Annotated in this window: 20 protein-coding genes and 3 pseudogenes; 5 read left to right on the forward strand and 18 right to left on the reverse strand. The window is 56.6% G+C overall.

Annotated elements, in window-relative coordinates:
* Positions 1 to 306 precede the first annotated feature (306 nt).
* Positions 307 to 597: a hypothetical protein gene (locus ACA055_RS12010; protein ID WP_497683825.1), complete on the reverse strand. Its 291-nt coding sequence runs from the start codon at positions 595 to 597 to the stop codon at positions 307 to 309.
* Between the two features lie 70 nt (positions 598 to 667).
* On the opposite strand from ACA055_RS12010, the gene ACA055_RS12015 reads away from it, so the two are divergent.
* Positions 668 to 937, forward strand: a complete 270-nt coding sequence (locus tag ACA055_RS12015) for a hypothetical protein (protein WP_497683826.1) — start codon at positions 668 to 670, stop codon at positions 935 to 937.
* A 527-nt stretch (positions 938 to 1,464) separates the two neighbouring features.
* Here the strand turns inward: ACA055_RS12015 and ACA055_RS12020 are convergent.
* The 16 genes and pseudogenes from ACA055_RS12020 to ACA055_RS12095 all read right to left on the reverse strand — a co-directional run bounded on the left by ACA055_RS12020 (position 1,465) and on the right by ACA055_RS12095 (position 17,981).
* Positions 1,465 to 1,749, reverse strand: coding sequence for a hypothetical protein (locus ACA055_RS12020; RefSeq protein ID WP_497683827.1), 285 nt, complete (start codon positions 1,747 to 1,749; stop codon positions 1,465 to 1,467).
* A 241-nt stretch (positions 1,750 to 1,990) separates the two neighbouring features.
* Complete coding sequence (gene acs, locus ACA055_RS12025; RefSeq protein ID WP_497683828.1) at positions 1,991 to 3,946, reverse strand: acetate--CoA ligase; 1,956 nt, start codon at positions 3,944 to 3,946, stop codon at positions 1,991 to 1,993.
* Positions 3,947 to 4,045: 99 nt separating this feature from the next.
* Complete coding sequence (locus ACA055_RS12030; protein WP_497684391.1) at positions 4,046 to 4,759, reverse strand: methyl-accepting chemotaxis protein; 714 nt, start codon at positions 4,757 to 4,759, stop codon at positions 4,046 to 4,048.
* Positions 4,760 to 4,903: 144 nt separating this feature from the next.
* Positions 4,904 to 5,929 (reverse strand): annotated as a pseudogene (locus ACA055_RS12035) (HAMP domain-containing protein); the annotation flags it as partial.
* A gap of 113 nt (positions 5,930 to 6,042) precedes the next feature.
* Positions 6,043 to 7,563 (reverse strand): acetaldehyde dehydrogenase ExaC, encoded by a 1,521-nt coding sequence (gene exaC / locus ACA055_RS12040; RefSeq protein WP_497683829.1) that lies wholly within the window; start codon positions 7,561 to 7,563, stop codon positions 6,043 to 6,045.
* Positions 7,564 to 7,638: 75 nt separating this feature from the next.
* The gene (gene phnX / locus ACA055_RS12045) at positions 7,639 to 8,466 is read right to left on the reverse strand and encodes a phosphonoacetaldehyde hydrolase (RefSeq protein WP_497683830.1); all 828 of its coding nucleotides are present in this window, start codon (positions 8,464 to 8,466) and stop codon (positions 7,639 to 7,641) included.
* 39 nt (positions 8,467 to 8,505) lie between these two features.
* Positions 8,506 to 9,849 (reverse strand): MFS transporter, encoded by a 1,344-nt coding sequence (locus ACA055_RS12050; RefSeq protein ID WP_497683831.1) that lies wholly within the window; start codon positions 9,847 to 9,849, stop codon positions 8,506 to 8,508.
* Positions 9,850 to 10,123: 274 nt separating this feature from the next.
* Positions 10,124 to 11,290, reverse strand: a complete 1,167-nt coding sequence (locus ACA055_RS12055; RefSeq protein WP_497683832.1) for a 2-aminoethylphosphonate--pyruvate transaminase — start codon at positions 11,288 to 11,290, stop codon at positions 10,124 to 10,126.
* A 370-nt stretch (positions 11,291 to 11,660) separates the two neighbouring features.
* Positions 11,661 to 12,488, reverse strand: coding sequence for a phosphonoacetaldehyde hydrolase (gene phnX / locus ACA055_RS12060; RefSeq protein ID WP_497683833.1), 828 nt, complete (start codon positions 12,486 to 12,488; stop codon positions 11,661 to 11,663).
* 85 nt (positions 12,489 to 12,573) lie between these two features.
* Positions 12,574 to 13,446 (reverse strand): LysR substrate-binding domain-containing protein, encoded by an 873-nt coding sequence (locus ACA055_RS12065; RefSeq protein WP_497683834.1) that lies wholly within the window; start codon positions 13,444 to 13,446, stop codon positions 12,574 to 12,576.
* A 54-nt stretch (positions 13,447 to 13,500) separates the two neighbouring features.
* Positions 13,501 to 14,796, reverse strand: a complete 1,296-nt coding sequence (locus ACA055_RS12070; protein WP_497683835.1) for an MFS transporter — start codon at positions 14,794 to 14,796, stop codon at positions 13,501 to 13,503.
* Positions 14,797 to 14,917: 121 nt separating this feature from the next.
* The gene (gene psrA, locus ACA055_RS12075) at positions 14,918 to 16,009 is read right to left on the reverse strand and encodes an iron-containing alcohol dehydrogenase PsrA (protein ID WP_497684392.1); all 1,092 of its coding nucleotides are present in this window, start codon (positions 16,007 to 16,009) and stop codon (positions 14,918 to 14,920) included.
* 271 nt (positions 16,010 to 16,280) lie between these two features.
* Positions 16,281 to 16,508, reverse strand: a complete 228-nt coding sequence (locus ACA055_RS12080; RefSeq protein WP_497683836.1) for a hypothetical protein — start codon at positions 16,506 to 16,508, stop codon at positions 16,281 to 16,283.
* 664 nt (positions 16,509 to 17,172) lie between these two features.
* Positions 17,173 to 17,361 carry a hypothetical protein gene (locus tag ACA055_RS12085; protein ID WP_497683837.1) on the reverse strand — a complete coding sequence of 63 codons (189 nt, stop codon included), beginning with the start codon at positions 17,359 to 17,361 and terminating at the stop codon, positions 17,173 to 17,175.
* A 33-nt stretch (positions 17,362 to 17,394) separates the two neighbouring features.
* The gene (locus tag ACA055_RS12090; RefSeq protein WP_497683838.1) at positions 17,395 to 17,598 is read right to left on the reverse strand and encodes a hypothetical protein; all 204 of its coding nucleotides are present in this window, start codon (positions 17,596 to 17,598) and stop codon (positions 17,395 to 17,397) included.
* Between the two features lie 83 nt (positions 17,599 to 17,681).
* Positions 17,682 to 17,981 (reverse strand): hypothetical protein, encoded by a 300-nt coding sequence (locus ACA055_RS12095; protein WP_497683839.1) that lies wholly within the window; start codon positions 17,979 to 17,981, stop codon positions 17,682 to 17,684.
* A gap of 58 nt (positions 17,982 to 18,039) precedes the next feature.
* On the opposite strand from ACA055_RS12095, the gene ACA055_RS12100 reads away from it, so the two are divergent.
* The 4 genes and pseudogenes from ACA055_RS12100 to ACA055_RS12115 form a co-directional block, all read left to right on the forward strand.
* Positions 18,040 to 18,282 (forward strand): hypothetical protein, encoded by a 243-nt coding sequence (locus ACA055_RS12100; protein WP_497683840.1) that lies wholly within the window; start codon positions 18,040 to 18,042, stop codon positions 18,280 to 18,282.
* A 328-nt stretch (positions 18,283 to 18,610) separates the two neighbouring features.
* A pseudogene (locus tag ACA055_RS12105) lies at positions 18,611 to 18,802 on the forward strand (hypothetical protein); the annotation flags it as partial.
* Between the two features lie 377 nt (positions 18,803 to 19,179).
* Positions 19,180 to 19,398, forward strand: a complete 219-nt coding sequence (locus tag ACA055_RS12110) for a hypothetical protein (protein ID WP_497683841.1) — start codon at positions 19,180 to 19,182, stop codon at positions 19,396 to 19,398.
* Positions 19,399 to 19,530: 132 nt separating this feature from the next.
* Positions 19,531 to 19,683 (forward strand): annotated as a pseudogene (locus tag ACA055_RS12115) (phage holin family protein); the annotation flags it as partial.
* Here ACA055_RS12115 and ACA055_RS12120 read toward each other — a convergent pair.
* A complete protein-coding gene (locus ACA055_RS12120) occupies positions 19,677 to 20,153 on the reverse strand; it encodes a MarR family winged helix-turn-helix transcriptional regulator (protein WP_497683842.1) in 477 nt (158 codons plus the stop codon). The pseudogene ACA055_RS12115 and the gene ACA055_RS12120 overlap by 7 nt on opposite strands.
* Positions 20,154 to 20,211: the final 58 nt, after the last annotated feature.

A 20,211-nucleotide genomic window follows, 5' to 3' on the forward strand; every position in this document is an offset into this window, starting at 1 on the left:
ATCTCCGGTGACTGACCAAGCGTATCGCTGGAGTCCTTGATCGTTGATTGGATGGCCTCCGCGTCAGAAATACGTCGTTCTGCGGCTGCTACGACCGGCCTTTGCAATCCCTAAGCCAGAGATGACCGAGTTTTGGCGCTGAGTTTTCACAGGCGACGAATGGTGGTGTGGAGCTGCTCAGGGGCAGCTAAAAACGCATTGTGCGGTGAGTGTCGATTGGCACCGATGCACCGATGCACCGATGCACCGATGCAAAAAAAAGCCCGCAGTCGAAGATTGCGGGCCAGACGGCTTTTGTTGGCGCGATCAGCTCCCGCCACCACTGTTTCCACCGCTACTGCTGCCCCCACCGACCCCGCTGCCAGTCTTGGAGCCGGAAGGCGTTGGGCCGCTGTCGGTCGTTCCGCCATCTGCCCCTTTGGGCAGCGATCCTGCATCTGGATCGGCGTTTGTTTTCTCAGGCGCCGGCTGACGGGTTTGGCTGGTGCCATCGGCCGAGGGCGTTCCTTCCGGGGTTTTCTCATCGGCGATCGCATACAGCGAGCAAGCAGACATGATCCCGGCGAGAGTAAGCGCAGCAATTTTATGGTTCATCATGGCGAGACTTCCTGATGTGTGATTCACACAGCATTGGAAGAGTCGGTGAGGGGAAGGTGCGGGCCAGCGGATGAGCGGCATCTTCCTGTTTTCATCGCTGCTTTCCTGCCTGCTGATGCGCATACTCTCCAAGTTCAAAAAGGAGGCCATTGCATGGTTGTTAAGGGCGTTGAATCTCGGTTTGAGATTGCCTCGACTCGGCAAGTTTGTTCCTTGGTTTGAACTCAGGCACTCGCCAGCGTCTTCAAATACCTGGCGTGCTGAAAGCTCCTCTAATCAGACAAAGGGACAGTGCAATGGGGAAGCGGTCATCGGCCTCCCTTTGATACGGCTGGCATGATTCGTTTTAATCGGGTATTTAGTTCCGCTCGATAGAGCAGAGCTAGGGAATGGCGCAATGGGGTGGTACTCGGATTCAAATGCGTGGGCAACGAAAGTTTCGAATCGGATATCGAAACGACATCGACTGATCGCTGCCGGGGTACTAATGCTTTGCTGGGTCGCCTCTATTTTCTTTCAGTGGCCTGTCGAGCCTGTTTTCTTTTACATCATTGCCTTTCAGCTGGCGTTCACCTCGCTATTCATCCAGGAAAAGAAGCCAGGATCGGCAAAGAAGCGTCGAGCCATCAAGGCACGATGAGTACATTGCCAACGACCTGGTCATAAGTTTCCTCTCCGGTTATGCGTTATCTCCGCTCAGGCGCTGCCCTCAGGCAACCGCGGGGCAGAAGAGTGTCAAATCTCAGCCAAAGAAAAGCCCGCGATGGGGAGCGCGGGCTAAAGGGATCATGAAGGAGCGGATAGCAGCATAGGTATGTAGCCGTGAAAAACTTGTGAACGGGCAAAAAAGAGCGGCATCGGTGACGCTTAGCTTTCAGAGCGGCTACCGCTTTGTTTTTCTCCGTCGTCCGTCGAGTCGGCTTCTTTTTCAAGAGTTTCCGAATCGGCGCCTGAGTTTGATCCCGAAGCTTCCTCGCCCTTTTTGCTGGCCTTTTCCTCGTTGGATTCAGAGCCATGAGCCTGGTTGACCCCGGGAATAGTAGCGCCAGGTGGAAGGGCGGATCCCTGAGCTGTCGTCTCGGCAGCAAGCGCATGGAGCGAGCAGGTCGACAGAAGTCCGGTGAGCGTGAGAGCCGCGATTTTTTTGTTCATTTTGAATCTTCCGTGCGGGGGTGTACTGCATTGGAAAATAAAGGAGAGGGAGCGTGCTGGGAGTCTGACGAGCGGCAGGAGTGGAGAAGCGTTCACTCATCCAAAGAAACAAAAAAGCTCCGAATAATCAGAGCTTTAACGTACAAATATAAATCTTGAGCAGAACTGCGGAATGGTAAAGCAGGCCGGTCGATATTGGCTGAAATGACACATTCAAAACCCAGATGGGCCAGGTCGAGTATTAAGCAACATTCATGCTTCGGTGTGTATCAATCAAATGCTGCACCACAGCCGGATCGGCCAGGGTGGAGATATCCCCCAACCCGTCGTATTCAGCCGTAGCAATCTTGCGCAAAATGCGGCGCATGATCTTGCCCGAACGGGTTTTCGGCAGCCCCGGCGCCCACTGGATCACATCCGGCGAAGCAATCGGCCCAATCTCTTTACGCACCCAGTTTTTCAGTTCCAGGCGCAGTTGCTCGGTCGGCTCTTCGCCACCGATCAAGGTGACGTAGACATAGATGCCTTGCCCCTTGATGTCGTGCGGCACACCGACCACGGCCGCTTCGGCGACTTTCGGGTGAGCGACCATCGCGCTTTCGATCTCGGCGGTGCCCATGCGGTGGCCGGACACGTTAAGTACGTCATCCACGCGACCGGTGATCCAGTAGTAACCATCCTCGTCACGACGCGCGCCGTCACCGGTGAAGTACATGCCGCGGAAGGTCTTGAAGTAGGTGTCGACGAAACGGTCATGGTCGCCGTACAGCGTGCGCGCCTGACCCGGCCAAGAATCGAGAATCACCAGGTTGCCCTCGGCAACGCCTTCGATGATGTTGCCCAGGTTGTCCACCAGCGCCGGCACCACGCCGAAGAACGGACGTGCAGCCGAACCAGGCTTGAGGGCGTGAGCCCCCGGCAGCGGGCTCATCATGTTGCCGCCGGTTTCGGTCTGCCACCAAGTGTCGACGATCGGGCAACGGGACTGGCCGACGTTCTTGTAGTACCAATCCCACGCTTCCGGGTTAATCGGCTCACCGACCGAACCCAACAGACGCAGGCTGCTGCCATCGGCGCCTTCAACAGCGGCTTTGCCCGAGGCCATCATCGCGCGGATCGCGGTTGGCGCGGTGTAGAGGATGTTGACCTTGTGCTTGTCGACGATCTTCGCCACCCGGGTGATGTCCGGATAGTTCGGCACGCCTTCGAACAGCAGCGTGGTCGCGCCATTGGCCAGCGGGCCGTAGACGATGTAACTGTGGCCGGTGACCCAGCCGACGTCGGCGGTGCACCAGTAGACTTCGCCCGGACGGTAGTCGAACACGCGCTCGTGGGTCATGGCTGCATACAGCAGGTAACCGGCGGTGGTGTGTTGTACGCCCTTCGGCTTGCCGGTAGAACCGGAGGTGTAAAGGATGAACAGCGCTTCTTCAGCGCCCATCTCTTTCGGCGCGCAAACACTGCCCGCCACTTTCATCAGGTCTTCGTACCAGATGTCGCGATGCTGGTTCCACTTGATGTCGCCACCGGTGCGCTTGCACACGATGACTTTCTGGATGCTGCTGGTTTCCGGGTTGGTCAGCGCGTCGTCGACGTTGGTCTTGAGCGGGATCTTCTTGCCGGCGCGAATGCCTTCGTCAGCGGTGATCACCACTTTGGATTTGCAGTCGATGATGCGACCCGCCAGGGCTTCCGGCGAGAAACCACCGAATACCACCGAGTGAATCGCGCCGATCCGGGTGCATGCCAACATGGCGACCACGGCTTCGGGGATCATTGGCATATAGATAGTCACCACGTCGCCGCGGTGTACATCCTGACCGCGCAAGGCGTTGGCGAACTTGCAGACTTGTTCGTGCAGTTCACGGTAGGTGATGTTGCGGCTTTCGGCAGGGTCATCCCCTTCCCAAATGATCGCGATTTGATCGCCGCGCTCGGCCAGATGACGGTCGAGGCAGTTGTAGGAAACGTTCAGGGTGCCGTCGGCGAACCATTTGATGTCGACATGGTGATCGTCGAAGGAAGTCTGCTTGACCGTGGTGAAAGGCTTGATCCAGTCGAGGCGCTTGGCTTGTTCACGCCAGAAGCCGTCCGGGTTGACGACGGACTGCTGGTACATGGCCTTGTAGGTCGCCTCGTCAGTCAGCGTATTGGCCAGAACCTCGGGACGAACGGGATACAGGGAAGCCGCACTCATCTTTTCTACCTCGGTGGAATAGTTGTTTTTGTGATCGATTGTTTTGTAGCTCGGACCAATGCCGCGTTGACCCACCACTAATAACCTCAATGGCGAAATTCAAATCTTGAAGCGACTGAGAAGTTTGTCTTGCTGGCCGACGTGGTCCACCATCACTGAGCATTGACGAACCTGCTTGTCTGCACTGCCGGATACTTCAAGACTGATATCGCGGATGTTGGTCGTGTTGCGATTGATTTCCTCGGTCGTGGCACTCTGTTCTTCTGCGGCAGCGGCAATCTGCAGGTTCATGTCATTGATGCGATAAATCGCCTCACGTATGCGCTCGAGCGTTTCGTTTGCTGCATTGGCATCTCCGGCAGTCTTGCTGGCAGTGTCGCGGCTTTGCTGCATTCGCACTTGGGCGTGCTTCACACCCGTCTGCAACTGGTCGATCATTTCGCGTATTTCCTGTGTGGATTGCTGAGTACGCGAAGCCAGTGAGCGCACCTCATCAGCCACTACAGCAAACCCGCGTCCCGATTCACCCGCGCGGGCTGCCTCAATGGCCGCATTGAGTGCGAGCAAATTGGTTTGATCAGCAATGCTGGTGATGACTGCCACAATGGATTCGATGCTTTGACTGAGCATGGATAACTCATTGATCGCATGACCGGTGGTGTCCATCTCCTCTGCCAAGCGCTTGATGGCCCCCGTCGATTTGGAAACCAGGGCAACCCCGTCTGCTGTTTCTTCGTTAGCAGCAATGGCCGCTTTGACAGCGGTTTGAGCGTTGCGCGCCACGTCCTCGGCTGTCGAGGCCATCTCGGTCATGGCGGTGGCCAGTTGATCCAGTTCCTGTAATTGAACCTGTACGCGGTTGGCTGCCTGATCCGCTTCACATGACGTCGCCGTGGTGCTCTCACGAACTTGTTGCGAGCTGTTTTTCACATCGCCAATGAGTGCTTTCAGGTTCTGCAGGAACTGGTTGAACTCCCCGGCGACCAGCGCAATTTCATCGTTGCCGACCACGGGTAGTTGGCGGGTCAGGTCACCTTCTCCGCGGTTGATGTCTGCCAACGATTCCTTGAGTTGATCCAGGGGACGGAGGAGTCGCCTTACCAGCAGCCCCAACACCAACAGGCTAAGCAACACGCCCAGCCCTGTACCAATGACGGCTCGCCAGCTCAGTGTTTGAGCTGCGGCCATGACGATGTCCTGATTCAGCACCACACCGATATACCAATCCATGCCCTTGAGATTGGAGAGCGGGATGAAGGACACCAGGAGGGACTTTTCGCCGCTTCTGACTTCCTGAAGCTGACCGTCGAGCGGTGGGACGCCTCCTGCAAAAAGCTGGCTGTAGGGCTTGCCGTTCAGTTCCTCGTTCGGATGGGAAATGATGTTGCCACTTTTGCTCAGCAGGAATGCATAACCGGCCCCACCGAAATCCAGCGTATTGATGGCATCGGCAACCGAAGTCAGACGGATGTCGCCTCCAAACACCCCGAGCAACTGACCCGCATCGCTGATCCGGGCGACAGCCGAGATCAGAATTTCACCCGTGGTGGAGTCCTTGTAGGGTTCGGTTAAAACTGCTTGGCTACCTGCCTTGCCAGTTGCGTACCAGGGGCGGGTGCGACCGTCATAGTCAGGTTTGGGATTCCATGCGGCAGTGTTCTTGATGGGTTTTCCATCAGACTCAAAGGCGCCGAATACCAGCTTGAATTCGTCTTTCAGAATGGGCGCATCGATGATGCGTTGGGTCGCTTGCGCACTGTACTGACGGTCGATCGCTTGGGACGCCAAATCCATCAGACGTAGCTTGCCGCTCAGCCAATTTTCGATCTGACGCGCCACAGCATTACTCGATTCGGAGATGCTCGCCTCGACCTGGTGACGCAAAATAGTACGTATCTGCTCTACCTGGACCAGCGACAGGACACTGGTCGTCACGAACAGCACACAAGCAGCCACAAGGCTTACCTTGTAACGGATTTTCATCGAGGGCTCCGGAGGGTCTGGCGATTAATTGGTCGATCAGTTCAAGGCATCTCGATAGCAAGGTTTGCTGTCGAGATGCCTGACTTGGTCTTTACTGCGGCCGTGACTGAGTCTTAGAAGAAGCCCAGCGGATTGATGTCGTAGCTCACCAGCAGGTTTTTGGTTTGCTGATAATGGTCGAGCATCATTTTGTGGGTTTCACGGCCGACGCCGGACTTTTTGTAGCCACCGAACGCGGCGTGCGCCGGGTACAGGTGGTAGCAGTTGGTCCACACACGACCGGCCTTAATGGCGCGGCCCATGCGGTAGGCGCGGTTGATGTCGCGTGTCCAGAGACCGGCGCCCAGGCCGAACTCGGTGTCGTTGGCGATGGCCAGGGCTTCGGCTTCGTCCTTGAAGGTGGTGATGCTCACCACCGGGCCAAAGATTTCTTCCTGGAACACCCGCATTTTGTTGGTGCCCTTGAGCAGGGTCGGCTGGATGTAATACCCGGTCGCCAGGTTGCCCTCGAGTTTTTCCACCTTGCCGCCGGTCAGCAGCTCGGCGCCTTCGCCCTTGGCGATTTCCAGGTACGAAAGGATTTTGTCGAATTGCTGCTCGGACGCCTGGGCGCCGACCATGGTGTCGGTGTCCAGTGGGTCGCCGCGTTTGATCGACAGGACTTTCTTCATCACCACTTTCATGAAGTCGTCGTAGATCGACTCTTGCACCAGTGCGCGAGAAGGGCAGGTGCAGACTTCGCCCTGGTTGAAGAACGCCAGCACCAGGCCTTCGGCGGCTTTTTCGATGAAGGTTTCTTCGGCTTGCATGATGTCGGCGAAGAAGATGTTCGGCGACTTGCCACCCAGCTCCACGGTGGACGGAATGATGTTTTCGGCGGCGCATTTCATGATGTGCGAGCCGACCGGGGTCGAGCCGGTGAAGGCGATCTTGGCGATGCGTTTGCTGGTGGCCAGGGCCTCACCGGCCTCTTTGCCATAGCCTTGCACCACGTTCAGCACGCCGGGCGGCAGCAGGTCGCCGATCAGCTCCATGAGCACGGTAATGCCCAGTGGAGTTTGTTCGGCAGGCTTGAGCACCACGCAGTTACCAGCAGCCAGCGCTGGGGCAAGTTTCCAGGCGGCCATCAGGATCGGGAAGTTCCACGGGATGATCTGCCCGACCACGCCCAGCGGTTCATGGAAGTGATACGCCGCGGTGTGTTCGTTGATTTCGGCCGAGCTGCCTTCCTGGGCCCGGATGCAACCGGCGTAGTAGCGGAAGTGATCCACGGCCAGCGGAATGTCGGCGTTGAGGGTTTCGCGCACGGCTTTGCCGTTGTCCCAGGTTTCGGTAACGGCCAGGACTTCCAGGTTTTGTTCGATGCGATCGGCGATTTTCAGCAGCACCAGGGAGCGGTTCTGAACCGAGGTTTTGCCCCAGGCATCAGCAGCGGCGTGGGCAGCGTCCAGAGCCTTGTCGATGTCTTCGGCGGTGGAGCGCGGGAATTCGGCAATCGGTTGGCCATTCACGGGCGAGGTGGTGGTGAAGTACTGACCTTTGACCGGTGCGACGAACTCGCCGCCGATGTAGTTGCCGTAACGGGACTTGAAGGAAACGATGGCGCCGGGAGTGCCAGGTTGGGCGTAGTTCATGGTGGGGTTCTCTTGTTGTTTTTTGGTTGCGACCGCCCGCGGGACGGCCCTGTCAGTTGCACAAGCCCTGCGCGGTCAGGAGCCCTGAGGGGTTTCTCCACGTGCCAGACGAGCGTTGATGTCTTCGATGACTGCCGGCAATTCAACGATGGTGTCGATCAGATAGTGCGGGCGAGAGCCTTCGAACATCTTGATGATGCGGTTGCGCTCTTGGGCCAGCCTGTCGGAAGGCAGAGCCTTGTACTGATCATAGGTCAGGCCCAATGCGTTGCCGGAACAGGTCAGGGCGACCGTCCACATACCAGCGCTTCGGCCCTCAAGGATGCCCGGCCAGGTGTCGTCGACTTTCACGCAAGCGGCGACGTCGCTGATCCCCAAGGCGATCACGTTGGCCAAGGCCTGAGCCGGGTGCGGGCGTCCATTGGGTACTTCGTCAGTCGCTACAACGTGGTCGGCGACGTAGCCATTTTTCCGCGCCAGCTCGACGACTTTCTCCATCACCACCGCCGGATAACCGGAGCACGAACCGATTTTCAGGCCCTTGTCGCGCAAGGCATCAATGGCGTTCAGTGCACCCGGAATCAGGGCCGAGTGCAGAGCGATTTTCTCGATCTGTAGCGGCATGAATCGCTCGTAAAGAGCGGTGACATCCTCATCGGTCGGCAGGCGATCGAAGGCCGCACGGTAGCGTTCGGCAATCTGCGGTTGGTTGCACAGCGTGCGGATGTGATCCCACTTGCCCATGCCCATCGGGCCGCGGGCCTCTTCCAGGGAGACAGCGACACCGAACTCACCGAAGGCTTCGACGAAGATTTGAGTTGGTGCGAACGAACCGAAATCAACGACGGTGCCGGCCCAGTCCAGGACGACTGCTTGCAGGTGTGTGGGTTGTTTATAGTGCATGGTGAAAGCTCCAGTTTAAGGAAGGTGCAGAGTCAGAGTTCAGGAGTTGGTGCCGACGATGACCGGTTGTACCGGGACCAAGACAGACTGTTGGCTTTCCACTGTTTTCGGGCGGCTGTTCCAAAATGGCACCAACATCAGGCTGGCCAGAAGTGCAGCGCCGGTGAAAACCAGGAACACGGTGATGGTGTCGAAGTAACCTGGCAGCAGGCCGCCGAGGATCGCGCCTATCGAACCGCAGCCGTTGACGAAGCCTGCGGAGGAGGCCGCTCCGTCTTTGCTACCGAAATCAATGGCAGCCGAGCCGCTGATCATCGAATCCGGCCCGTAAAGTGTCAGGCCCATCATGAATAGCAGGCCGACCACCATGTAAAGACTGCCGCTCTGCATCGCAGGAACAAACAACCCCAGGCAGATGGTGAGGACGACCAGGCTAAGGACGCAGGCCGGCATGCGACGAGCGCCGAAGTACTTATCTGAGGCGATGCCTATAAGGATCGGGCCTACTAGACCCGCTAATTCAAACGCGGTGGGTACGATAGCGGAGGCAACTTTGCCGATCGAAGGCATCCGTTCGTAGATGATGACCGGGCCCCACAAGAGAATTGCATAGCGCGCGGGCTTGAGCATGAAATAGGCGAGGCCGAGAACCAGCACGGTTCGATTTTTCATTACGGTGCGTAAGCCAGCCCACATACTTTCGCGCGGAACAATGACGTTGCTGATGGGTTCGATCTCGATCTCGACAGGAGGCAGACCTACGTCCTCCGGCCGGTTGCGTTGCAGGAAAAAGAACAACACCGCCACCACCAGCACCACCACAGCACTGCTGATGAACGCTATGCGCCAGTCGTGGTAAGCCTGGTAGGCCCACCAACCGGCAAATGGAGTTGCTACTAAACCGCCGAAGGCGTAGCAGGTACACCAGTAGCCCATTACACGGCCACGTTCGCCGGTACTGAAGAAACTGCCGAGGTTCTTACATAAGCCTGACCAACCGGTGGACTGAGCCAGGCCCTGTACCAGCATGCAGGAGACGAATATCGGTAAAGTGGCATAGGTGCCCATGAGCAGCGCCGCCAGAGCCGAGATAACCAGGCCACTCAGTACGACGACCCTCGGTCCGAAGCGGTCGGCAAAATTGCCCCAAAGAAACTGACCTAAGGCATAAGCTGCCAAGTAGAGGGCGTCGAGATTGGCCATCATGGCCTTTTCGAGCATGAAGCTTGGGTCCTCGCCAATACCGAGCTTGGCGACAGAGAAAGCTTTGCGGGTGAAGTAGAAGGCGGCATAGGCCACCCAAGTGATGAGGAAAACCTGCACGCGCCAACGCTGGAGGGATTTCCAGCCGCTTGCGAGAGGGCCTGTGGTGTTTTTGTTCATGGTGTTCTGATCCCGTATGAGGTGCCAGACAGCGCAAATTAATTGGTTTTTGTTTTTGTTTTCGATACAGAAGTCCGTCCACGTACACGACACCGATTAGATGGCGGTGAGGATGGCATCAGACTTCAAGTATTAAGTTGCTGCGATCGCTGACTCCTGCTCGGCGCTGCCGAGCGATAAGTCACCGGATCCATGGTTAAAAAAAAGATCCCTATCCAGAGGTGCTACCCATTGCACCTATGCTCGAATCGACAAGGATCTTGAAAGGGGTCGATCAGGCTGCCGGTTTTGGCATGTCCACGCCCATCGCCACGAGGCTGTCAGCGATGGCGCGTAGCAGTTGGTGGACGATGTATTCGTCGATCTGACCGATACAACCGATGCGGAAGCTTTCAGCCTGCGTCAGCTTGCCCGGGTAGATGATGAATTGGCGGGTCTTGAGCTCATCGTAGAAACGCATGAATTCGAAGTTTGGATGCTCGGGGCAAAAGAACGTGGTGATGATCGGCGACAGCCAGCAATCTTCCAGCAGGGTTCGGAAACCCAGTTCACGCATGCCACTCACCAGGACGTCGCGGTTGCGCGTATAGCGCATCAGACGACCCTGCACGCCACCTTCGATCGCGTGCTGTTCTAAGGCTTTGTGGAAGGCGACCACGCTGTGGGTGGGCGGAGTGAAGCGCCATTGGCCGGTGCGTTCCATGTAGACCCATTGCTCATAGAGATCGAGGGAAAGCGAATTGGCGCGACCCTTGGCGGACTCCAACACCGAGCGGCGGATAATCACGAAGCCAAAGCCGGGTATGCCCTCGATGCACTTGTTGGCCGAGGACACCAGCACGTCAAAGCTGATTTCATTGACTGTCACCGGGACTGCGCCGAAGGTGCTCATGGCGTCGATGATCAGGCTCTTGCCGTGGGCCTTAACCACGTCGGCGATCTCGCGCAAAGGGTTGAGGATGCCGGAGCTGGTTTCACAGTGGACCAAAAAGACGTGGGTCACGTCCGGATTGGCTTTGAGCAGCGCATCTACTTCCTCAGGCTGCGGTGGCAAGTAGTCGCCTTTGTCCAGAGTGATGCAGGCGCGGCCGAGGTATTCCAGGGTTTTGGTCGCGCGCTGGCCGTACGCACCGTTCATCAATACCAACACTTTGCCCTCACGCGGGATGGCGGAGGCCAGGGCAGCTTCTACCGAGTAGCTGCCGCTGCCCTGCAGCGGGACGCAGGCGAAGCTATCGTCTTGCACGCCGGCCATGCCGAGGAGTGTTTGTCGCACTTCGGCGGTGACCTGGTTGAAGGCACCATCCCATGAGCCCCAGTCGCGCAGCATCGCTTCCTTTGTTGCTTTGGAAGTAGTCAGAGGCCCAGGGGTCAGCAGGTAGGGTTCACCCAAGACAGGCGTCGCCAATGGCTGGGTAATCGGGAATTCGGCTTTGGTCATGAATCTTCTCCGGCGGTATTGTTGTTGTGAGGAGTGATGCATGGCGTGATGAAAGCAATGAATCATAAATAACTAAAATCGTTTTATCGTATTTCATAAATAAGCTGAGCTTATTTGTCGCAGGTATTGGTTCGACCGATGCGAGACTCGAATTAAACGATTTGAGCGTCGTGATTTAATCCGGGATTGTGGTGGTTACGTCCGGTCTTCAGGGAGTCGTTGCGGTGAGCTTGCGCTGTTCTATTTGCATGCGGAATTTGTCATTCGAGCAACAGCGTCCCAACCTGATTTGCCATCGGCCGGTTCTGAACTTTCCACCTGAAATGCGGCCGTCCACAGGACGGCCACTTCAGCCAGAAGTCGTATCGCGTCAGTAACCCTGTGGAGTTTCTCCGCGCGCCAGTCGGACATTGATGTCTTCAATGACCGCTGGTAGTTCGACGATGGTGTCTATCAGGTAATGCGGACGGGAGCCTTCGAACATCCTGGTGATGCGGGCGCGTTCTGCGGCCAGCTTGTCAGAGGGCAGGGCCTTGTACTGATCGTAGGTCAGGCCCAATGCGTTTCCGGAACAAGTCAGTGCGACCGTCCACATGCCGGCGCTGCGGCCCTCCAGGATGCCCGGCCAGGTGTCGTCGACCTTCACGCAAGCGGCGACGTCGCTGATCCCCAAAGCAATCACGTTGGCCAACGCCTGAGCAGGGTGCGGGCGACCATTGGGTACTTCATCGGTGGCGACCACATGGTCGGCGACATAGCCGTTTTGCCGAGCCAGCTCGACGACTTTTTCCATGACGACCGCCGGATAACCGGAGCAAGAACCGATTTTCAGGCCCTTGTCGCGCAAGGCATCGATGGCGTCCAAGGCACCGGGAATCAATGCCGAATGCAGGGCGATTTTCTCGATTTGCAGTGGCATGAAGCGCTCGTACAGCGCGGTGACATCTTCATCGGTCGGCAGGCGATCGAAGGCGGCACGGTAGCGTTCGGCAATCTGCGGCTGGTTGCACAACGTGCGGATATGATCCCACTTGCCCATGCCCATGGGGCCTCGAGCTTCCTCCAGGGAAACGGCCACGCCGAACTCGGCAAATGCCTCGACGAAAATTTGCGTAGGCGCGAATGAACCGAAATCAACGACGGTGCCCGCCCAGTCCAGGACCACGGCTTGCAGTTGAGTGGGTTGTTTGTAGTGCATGGTGAATCTCCACTTTTAGGTATGAGATGGCCGTCCCTCTCGTCACCAAGAAGTAAGCCTATGGATGGGTGAAATGTTTTCGGGATCAGGTTGCCGGCGTTGGATTCGAGTCGAACAACTCCGCGATCATCGGTCGGTTTCTGCGGATGCCGAGGCAACACAGGTGGTAGTCGATCGAGAACGGGTGATCGACAAAGGTGATCGGTTTTGTGCCGGGCGTTTGCGCGTATTCCACGGCAGAAACGAAACCAATACCGATGCCCTTGGCGATGGCATGGACGATGGCTTCGCGACTGTTTAACTGCATGACGCAGTTCAGCTCGACGTCAAGGCGCTTGCAGCTTTCTTCCACCAATTGGCGAGTGCGTGAGCTTTTTTCGCGAAGGACCCATTTCTCGCTGCTGATCTGATCGACGTACACCTCTTTCTGTTGTGCCCAAGGATGGTCATCGCGTACGACGGCAATAATCGGATAGCGTCGGTAAAGCTGAGTATCGAAGCGCTCGTCGAATTCCGACAGGGCAAGAATCGCCACGTCGATATCAAAGTTGAACAGTCGATCCAGGGTTTCCTTTTCAGGGGAAAACGATGTTTCGAGCTCGATGTCCGGATAGCGCTGCATCAGCTCGTAGGTCAGGTTCATTGCGATGGGCGGCGAGACCGCGCCCAATCGCAACATGCCAGTTTTACGTTGCTTGAAACTTTGCAGTAGTTGCACGGCTTCATCCTCTTGGCCAAACAGGCCCTGGGTGATCGCATAGAGCTTATGCCCCGCCGAACTCATCTCGATAAAGCGACCGCGACGGTGGAAGAGTTCCACGGAGAACTTCTTCTCCAGCGCATTGACCTGTTCACTAATGGTCGGCTGACCGACGCTCAGGTACTCGGCGGCGAGGGTGAAACTGCCGGTCTTCGCCACCGCATGAAAGGAACGTAACCACTTGTGGTACTGGTACATGAAAAGATCCTGTTCCTGAGTCGTCGCCTGTCATTCAAGCATCCATCCGGGCCGTCAGCGCCTGATGAACAACGCGACCACCGCACTGCACAGGCATGCCGAGGTGACCACGATGAAGATCAAAGATGTGTTGCCGGTACTGTCGAGCATACTGCCGATCAGCGGTTCCGCCAGGCCGGCGAACAGATAGGACGAGAAGTTCATGACGCCGGTTGCCGTGCCAGCACGCTTTGCTCCGACCAGGTCCGGGCACAGTGCCCAGAAGCTGGACGCAGGCCCGTAAACGAAGAACCCGCAAAGGAAGAGCGCTATAAGACCGGTCGCGCTGTGCGGCGCCAGCGTCCACATCCACAGGCTGGTACCTGCCCCCAGGACCATGTAGAGCATGATCGCCAGGTAGCGTTTCGAGCCGAACAACTTGTCGGAAATCCAGCCATTACTCAGGGCTCCGATGGCCATGCCGACCGGCAGGGCCACGGTAATCCACTTCGGATCGATCATGCTGTCGCCACTTTTCCAGTCGGCACCCAGAAAGTGCACCGGCACCCAGACGATCAAGCCATAGCGAGCGGCGTTCTGGAAACCCAGGGACACGGCAGCAATGATCAAGCGGAAGTTCTTCAAAACGGCTTTGTAGCGTTGCGTAGAGGTTTCGACTTCGCCATTGGCCACTTCGTGATTTTTGTCATCGGCGTTGGCGACGCCCGTATCAGCGAGCGGTTCGAAACCCATGTCCTGCGGACGTTCCCGGGCGACCAGATAAAAGATGATGCCGCCTGCCAGCATCAGCAGCACGGGCAAACGGAAGATCCAGCGCCACTCCAGTTGCAGCACTTCCAGAACCACGATGGAAGTCACGTAGGACAGGACTGACGCGCAGCCGGCAGCGAACACGTAAAAGCCATACACCTTGCCGCGTTCACCGGTGCTCCACCAGTTGGAAATCAGCCGGCTGCCCGGCGCCCAGCCCAATGCCTGGAAGTAACCGTTGATGCTCCACGGCAGGATCAACGCGGCGAAACTACCGGCGAAGCTGGTCACCCAGTTGGCGCCACAGGAAAGCACGGCACCCAGGGTCATGATGCGTCGACCGCCGAACTTGTCGGCGAGGTTGCCGTTGATGGCCTGGCCGATGGCGTAGGCCCAGAGCATGGCGGCCGATACCCAGCCAAGGTGTTCCTTGGTAAAGCCGAACTCGGCCTGGATGCCTGGAATGGCGAAACCGAAGGTTTGTCGTCCTGTGTAGAAAAACAGATAACAGAACATGGCGGCCAGCAGCATGCGCCACTGGGCGACTCGAAACGACGAGGTGGATACCGCGAGACCTGGCATGGTTTGGGCACGATTCATGATCTTTTCCTTATTATTGTTCGGTCCTTCCGAGGGCGTCGGAAGGTGCATCCTTTTGTGGATGCGGCAGGAAATCGTCGCGGCTCGTTACGCCGCTGGAAGTGCTTGGGATGGACAGGCTCTAGGCAGCTTTCGAGCCGATGAAATTTTTACCGCGTGCGCCCTGCAGGGCGAACTGAATCATCTCTTCAGCTTCCTTTGCCGTGATGCCGTAGTCGGCAAACTCCGTCTTCACATCAAGGCTGTGCAGGAACTCGCGCAACTGGGTCTGAGCCTTGTGCAAGTCGTCGCCGAAGATCCGCTGCAAGGTCCGGTCGCGCGCTTCGTCATGGCCCCAGGCAAGACCCAGCACTAACGGAAGCGTGAAGGAACAGGCGATGCCGTGGGGCAAGCCGTAGCGCAGGGTCATTTCGTAGGAAATAGAGTGGGCCAGTGCAGTCTTGGTATTGGAAAACGCCAGTCCGGCCTTGAGTGCTGCGAGCGCCATTCTCGAACGCAAGTCCTTGTTGGACAGGTCACGACGCAGCAACGGCAAGCATTCCAGAATGTCGGTGATGGCAGAGATGGCGAAGGTGTCCGATACCGGATTGGCGTTGATGTTCCAGATCGACTCCAGGGCATGCGACAGCGCATCCAGGCCCGTAGAGACCGTGACGCCACCTGGAACTGTCAGCATCAGCTGCGGGTCGACAATCGCCACTTTGGGCCAGGTGCATTCCAGATGCAGGGAGTATTTCTTTTGGCTGGCGGAGTCCCAGATTGTTGCCCAAGGGGTGACTTCACTGCCGGTACCTGCCGTGGTTGGAGCCGCAATCAGCAACTTGCTCCGGGCAGGCACGAAGGATTTACCGGTTGCCAGCAACGCGAGCAATTCGTCAAAACGTCCGGATTCGGTGCCCACGATTAACGCCTTGGCCGTATCGATCGCGCTGCCACCGCCTACGGCAATGACAGTATAGCAATCGCCTGCATCCTGCCAAAAACGCTCATAAGTGTCGCGCAATTGGGCAACATCCGGGTTGGGCTGGACATCCTCAATCACGTACACCAGCCGGTCGCCCAATAGATCCTGAATGCGGTCCACCAACCCCAGCCCGCGGGCTTCGGGAAAGGTTACAAGGGCGACTTTTTGGTTTTCGGTGATGTCGGCAAGCTCGAGTAGGCTGCCCCAGCCGAAACGTGTATCAACTGGATTGTGGAATCGGGCAGTCATGGTGGGTCCTTTGTTTTTGTTGTTGGAAGTGACCCCATGCTCGCGGTCTATCCACAACAGCACAAATCGATAATTCCTGGGTTTGAATCGGCTGGGCCGATAGCGCTGGGCGCTAATTTGCAGATGCGCGCGGAACATCCCTTCATCGGCGCTCATTGCGGGTGTGGTTAGGGGGCAGCGATGGTGGGGGAGATCATGCCCAGCTTCATGCGGGCGTCTGAGACGATTTCAGTTTCCATAGCGTTGCTCCATGCCGCGCGGCAGAAGGTGATTAAAGTTTGGTGCTGCCGACCATCGCCATTCCCTTGGCGATCAGTTCTGGCAGAGAAACGGCCAGGTAGATGCGCGGCTTGCCGATCAGTTTTGTGGCGGTGAGAGCGACTTCAATTTCTCCGTTCTTCGAGAAGTCCACGACCTCAAGCAGAACAGCTTTGTCGGCGATGCAGTCCTCGCCTTCCGCGCGAAAGGCCATCTGCCGTGCAACGATCAATTCGGACATGCAGAAATCCTCGCCCGCCGTTCACCAGCAGGCTGTGAGTTGTAAGGTTTTGGTGTGTAGTCGGGTGAGTTCGGTGGGGGCGCTGACGGTGGGTATCAGGGAATAGCTGATATACGAGAAAGCCTCACTCGAATAGGGTTCAGTAGTCCGCCCTGCCAGGTGTTTCAGAGAAATGCTGAGTGGCCGCAACTGGTCAGGGTGGGCTTATTTCTTACCCCGGTCCCGAGTAGATGAGCCAGGCCATGTCGGCGAGGGCGGCTACTGGGATGATCATGGCTTCACCTTCAGGCCGGCGGTCTCGATGAATTTTGAACAAACATGACTGTTCGTTACGCCAGTCACCCCCTCAGCAGAGAGCTATTCGATTCGAGTCGTCAGCAAAAAGCGTTCAACGTATCAAATTACTGGCCAGAACTGGGCGCCTACTATTGCTGCCCGCATCCAGGCGGATCTGGAATCAGAATGAACTTCGCTCATGCCGTTGATGTGGTCGCTCGGACCGAGCAAGTTCTTCGCGAAGGTTTTGACGTCGCCGCCGGAAAATGCGGCCGCAACTCGACCCGCTAACGGGAGCCATGTACACCTTGCCAGATGACGTCACCGGCAAACCTTTTCACCTTATCAGCGTAAGCAGATCAGTCGATCTTGAGGCATCAGTTGGAATTCACCCCGCCATCGCGATTCTCAGTGCCACCGCAGCCTCAAGCAGCTTATTCGCTTGGTTCGAGACAGCTGTCGCCAGGACATCATTTCCATCGTCTTTCAACATCGCTGCCAAATCGAGCAGCTTGCCTACCTCGATCTCAACGACGCGAACGGATTCGGTTATCTGGTATTGAAGTGAGTGCGCCATGCCATAAGCCCTCGTTCCCGATCTAGAAGGTCTTCAATGAAGAACCCTGCGACTTTCGCCAATCCTGATTCGGTCCAGCGCCCGGTTTAGAGAATCCAAGGCATCAAGAAGGGCTTTCGCCTCGGTCTCCCGACCATCTCCCCAAAGCCGCTCAGCCATTTTGTTCAGGGCCTGGATTGCGCGCTCAATTTCAGCAGCTGTCGCTGCAGCTTTACTTTCCGGCTGTTTCTTCGACATTCAGTAACCCTTCTGCAGGGCAGTGCTCTGTCTTTCAATTTTTAGCGCAAATACATTGCCTGCTCGATTGCATGGACTGGCTCTCACTCAGCTTCGCTCACATTCCAAGGCTGCCTTTCGGCCCTGGTGCACTTCATCGCGACCATCCGGCGCTTGACAGCGATAGCCCTTGAGTAATCGCCAATTTCGAATAGCGATGAGTTTTTGTTTGCCTCCACATTCCCTGGCATTTCCAGCAAGGCATCTCTGCTGAAGTTCTGGCACTGCTGCAGACGCCCAGCTTCGGTCGTGGGCATAGGCAATGCATCGATTTGTTTTTCGTACTCGCTCTTCAGCTTGGCGTGAATTCGTGCGGATTTGATTCTTTCGGCGAGTGTACTCATCCACGGAATTTATAAGTTTCCTTATTGGCTTGCAAATAAGTGTCCTTGAAGCGAACCCATGGCCTACGGCAACAATACGCATCGCAACGCTCATCAGCTTAAGTCGCGCCTGAATGACGACGCCTACATCGCCATCAAAGTGGAAGCGCTGAAGCGTGAAGTTCAGCCGAGCGCCTTGGTTCGCGCCCTTACTTTGGCGGCGTTGCGGTTCAAGGAGGATTACGGATACTTCCCCTTGATCGGAGACAACGAGCTGGACCGTTTTCCGGCGCTGGGCGAATTGGCTACACCTTTTGGCTAATTCCATTACGCCCTCCTGAAAAACAGATCAGAAGGTGTAAACCTTATTCAGGACGGGACAGAACAAGCAATTAAAGCGCCTTCGCAAAAGGCCCTTTTCTTGGCTGACATCATCTGGACGGCGCTTGGCGCGGTCATTGGATGGGCGGCTTCCAGCAAATCGATCAGCACTAGTGATCTTGGACATCTCATTGAAGTAGTGCCCAAATGACGCGAAAGCCTCGCCAGATTTCTGTTTTCGCCGTTCGTCCATTGCTCGGCACGTGCAATGATTTGCTCGCTCTCATATACAAGCACGGACATCCCGCGCATCAGAACGGAGAGCCAGCATGGACATTGACGAGAATGCTTCTGGAAACAAATCTCAGCAGGGCGTAACGGCCGGCACTGATAACGAAACAGGCCATGATCCTAAAGGGAAAGAACCTGAGGTTCCGCTGCCTGCGGACGACGAAGCACCTGTCGACGAGGAAATGTCGGATGTGGATGCCAACAACTCGGTATCGAGTGAGCATCCAGAACCTGGGAAAAGCGGCCGCGTAGATGATCCGGACGCAGACCCACAGATGAATGATCAGGACGAAGAAGATAAGGAGGCTCGCGGCGTGCCTGCTAGCGACCCTGAATCAGGTGCTTGAACAAGTTCGAATCATTCCAGTTGCCCGCACAGAGCGGGCTTTTTTACGCCTCGAACTCACCTGTAGCCAGGATAGCCCCTCGGGAAGGCCTGGACGTCGATAGCCGGGCAGTGCGATGTACGGAATCAGCATTGGTAACCCATACAGCCAGCGCCAACAAATCAGTGATCCCGTTCGTCTACTCGATAGCACTGGCAGCAATATCCGGTCCTCCCATGTGTATGGCCCAGAATCACTGGACCTCAATCATTGAGGTGCGTATGGCTAACGAAACTGAATACGAAAACGGACAAGGCGGCTCAGTGCCCTCTAAACCGATGCCTGATTCGAACGATCCACCGGTGAAACCTAGCGGCCCTGCTGAGACAGATCCGATGAGGAATCCCGGGGCACCGGATCGTGAGAGGCCTGAAGATTGGAAAGAACCTAACAAAACTGAAAATCCTGATGAAGATGACTCGTCACGTTCAAACAATTAAGTGACATCTTCATTAGCCCACTCATATCCACTAAGCCTCAGCATTTGCTGGGGCTTTTTCGTTCATGCTCCCCGAGAGGGAGAACACCCGGATGCCTGCCATGCCTGAAAGCCAGGCACGTGGGCCAAGCTCATGGAGGCCCTCTCGAACTCGCTATGGCAGGGCGTAATTATGGCCGTCACCGTATCCCTGCTGCGCGTCATGTACAACGCAAAAGAAACCAGTAAGCGTCGAATCTTTTTCGAAGCGCTGATCTGTGGGTCGTTGGTCGTTGCGGGTCAGTCTTCCGGCAGGTTATTGAATATTTTTTCCAGTGTTCCGTTCAGTTTGGTGATCTGGGCCTCGGTCAGGCCTTTGAAACTTGTGCGGAAGATATCGCTGGTGCCGTGCTGGATTTCTTCGATGGTATGGCGGCCGACATCGGTGAGTGAGACCTGAGTCACGCGCCCGTCACTGGTGCTGGTATTGGTCTCTACCAGCCCGTCGGCTTTCATGCGATACACGATTTTGGTAATGGTTGAGAGTTTCGCGATGGCATGGATCGAGATTTCCGAAATGCTCGACTCGCCATTTTCCTTGAGGATGAACAGAATCCGCCAGCGCGGGATATCCATATCGATTTTCTTCAGCGCTTTCTCCATGGCCATGGAGTAGCGGCCATGCAGGCGAGCCAGCCAGTAGAAGGGAAACTCTTCCTTCTTGAAGTCTTCGCTGGCGGGGTTGTATCGGCTCAGGCGCTTTTTCGGGGTGGTCATAAAGGTTGGCGTAGTCTTTCTGGTGAACTGGGTTTGATAGCGGGCGCCATTGTCGCGC

The sequence above is a fragment of the Pseudomonas sp. LBUM1657 genome (assembly GCF_059716075.1).